This window comes from Psychromonas sp., from assembly GCF_983033635.1.
This window is the reverse complement of sequence record NZ_CEZLMY010000121.1, coordinates 8,474-10,649: the sequence shown is the minus strand read 5'-3', so window position 1 is coordinate 10,649 and position 2,176 is coordinate 8,474. Positions and strand designations below refer to the sequence as shown.

The window sequence follows — 2,176 nt, the reverse complement described above, 5'->3', positions numbered from 1 at the left end:
GGCTAAGTTCCTTGCTGAACACAGTGACGAGCTATAATCACTATTGGTTAAAAAAACGGCGATGGAAGCAACACCAGAAGGTGTGGCTGCTATATTAAAAATAATGGCCTAGCTGAACACAGTGACGACCTATAATCACTATTGATTAAAAAGAAAAACGGTCTCTTAATTGAGACCGTTTTGTATCTGCAGCAACGGAAAAAACAGAAAATAAGATTATCGAACTCAAAAAAACCACTATCAGTGATAGTGGTTTTTTATTAGAGATATCCGCTCATAAATGTACTGCACATTTAATCTATTATCATTTTAGAGAAGAATAATAAGCGGCGATATTAGCCATATCCGTATCGGACAGCATAGTTGCCTGCGGCTGCATAATTGCAGACATGCCGCCCTGGCGCTGCCCAGATTTGTAGGCTTTCAATGAAGAAATAAGGTAAGCTTCCTGCTGGCCTTTTAAGTTAGGGTAAATAGGCACAGCAGAAACACCGCCTGCTCCATGACAAGCCGCACATACCACTGATTTAGCTTTACCGGCTTCGATATCGGCAGCTGAGACCATAGTTGGTAACGTCAATATTAACGATGCGAGTAATAACTTTTTCATAACAATTCCTTTCATTCCGTGTAAACGATGGGTCATTGTAGACAGTTATGCATCACCGTGCATAAAAAAATGAACACAATGAGAGATCAACGAATATGGTATAAGTCGTTTATCTTATCTAGGTTATCAAAGTTCATATTAAGATCTTTTAAACGCCCATCTTCCACAGAATATACAAGTCCATGAACCGTCAGCTCCTGTCCTTTCGCCCAAGCTTCCTGCACGCAGGTGGTATGACAGACATTTTTTGCCTGCTCAACCACGTTAAGCTCAGTTAAATAATCTAAACGCTGCTTATCTGTCATCTCATCAGAAAAAGTATCACTGTATTTAACATAGATATCTTTAATATTACGCAGCCAGCCATCAATCAGATCAAAGGACTGCTTTTGCATCGCCGCTTTTATGCCTCCACAATCATAGTGGCCCGTTACAATAATATGTTTTACTTTTAATACATCAACTGCGTATTGAATAACAGACATACAGCTTAAATCGGTATGGACAACCAAATTGGCAATATTACGATGCACAAAAATATCACCAGGCATCATCCCCAATAATTGAATTGCTGGAACACGGCTATCTGAACAACCAATCCATAAATAATCGGGTGATTGCTGATCCGCCAGTTGTGAAAAAAAGGTAGGATCTTCCTGATTTATTTTTGCAGCCCACTGTTCATTCTTCTTTAATAAATCTTCCAATAAGCTCATACTTCACCTTTATAGAATGTACCGTTAGCAGCACATTAGCAGCCACTTTTTAGGATATACATGCTTATACCATATCAGGATCTAGATCTAGATACATTACATAACTTAATCGAGTACTTTATACTGCGCGAGGGGACTGACTACGGGGAGCAGGAAGTTTCTTTACCGCAAAAAACCGAACATGTATTACAACAGTTAAAACAAGGCACTGTTGTTATCTTATATTCTGAGCTTTCTGAAAGTGTCACTCTAATTCATAAAAACCAACTTGATCAACAGATGCAATTAATAAACGAACAATAATCAAACATAATATTAAACTCTATATAACCCTTTTATATTAAAACAATCAGTTGTTTTATAAAACATTTGTATTTTTTGACAAAGATCTAGTTTCTTTAATAACATAGGGGGATAAATGTTATCGACGACACGTAAAAAGAGATACAATCACACTTATTACTATCATTAAAACTCATGTTGGACAAAGAACAACAAGAGATAGCCAATTAGCTATTCAATACCAATTAAGGGAAATTTATGATCATTACCAAACCTCAAGCCGATCCTACGTTAGAGTGGTTTTTATCACACTGTCACACACATAAATACCCAGCTAAAAGCATGCTTATTCATGCTGGTGAAAAAGCCGATACACTCTACTTTATCGTAAAAGGCTCAGTTGCTGTTGTGATCAAAGACGAAGAAGGTAAAGAGATGATCTTATCTTACCTAAATCAAGGTGACTTTCTTGGTGAATTAGGGTTATTTGATAAAGAAGAAGAGCCAATTCGCAGTGCTTCTGTAAAAGCAAAGTCATCTTGTGAAGTTGCTGAAATTTCTTACAAGA

The 2,176-nt window shown here is 37.2% G+C and carries 3 protein-coding genes and 1 pseudogene; 2 read left to right on the top strand and 2 right to left on the bottom strand.

Going from position 1 to position 2,176, the window contains the following annotated elements:
* Window positions 1-304 precede the first annotated feature (304 nt).
* Both AC4GME_RS13725 and can read right to left on the bottom strand, forming a co-directional pair.
* On the bottom strand, window positions 305-610 hold the full coding sequence (locus AC4GME_RS13725; RefSeq protein WP_490376699.1) for a c-type cytochrome: 306 nt from the start codon (window positions 608-610) through the stop codon (window positions 305-307).
* 86 nt (window positions 611-696) lie between these two features.
* Window positions 697-1,326 (bottom strand): carbonate dehydratase, encoded by a 630-nt coding sequence (gene can, locus AC4GME_RS13720; RefSeq protein ID WP_490376700.1) that lies wholly within the window; start codon window positions 1,324-1,326, stop codon window positions 697-699.
* 60 nt (window positions 1,327-1,386) lie between these two features.
* Between can and AC4GME_RS13715 the strand changes: the two genes are divergently transcribed.
* The gene (locus AC4GME_RS13715; protein ID WP_490376701.1) at window positions 1,387-1,629 is read left to right on the top strand and encodes a YheU family protein; all 243 of its coding nucleotides are present in this window, start codon (window positions 1,387-1,389) and stop codon (window positions 1,627-1,629) included.
* Between the two features lie 237 nt (window positions 1,630-1,866).
* Window positions 1,867-2,176 (top strand): annotated as a pseudogene (locus tag AC4GME_RS13710) (cyclic nucleotide-binding domain-containing protein); the annotation flags it as partial.

Excerpts from the sequence above, each read along its gene's own strand:
- AC4GME_RS13725 (WP_490376699.1), bottom strand. The coding sequence starts at position 610 with ATGAAAAAGTTATTACTCGCATCGTTAATATTGACGTTACCAACTATG.
- can (WP_490376700.1), bottom strand. The coding sequence starts at position 1,326 with ATGAGCTTATTGGAAGATTTATTAAAGAAGAATGAACAGTGGGCTGCA.
- AC4GME_RS13715 (WP_490376701.1), top strand. The coding sequence starts at position 1,387 with ATGCTTATACCATATCAGGATCTAGATCTAGATACATTACATAACTTA.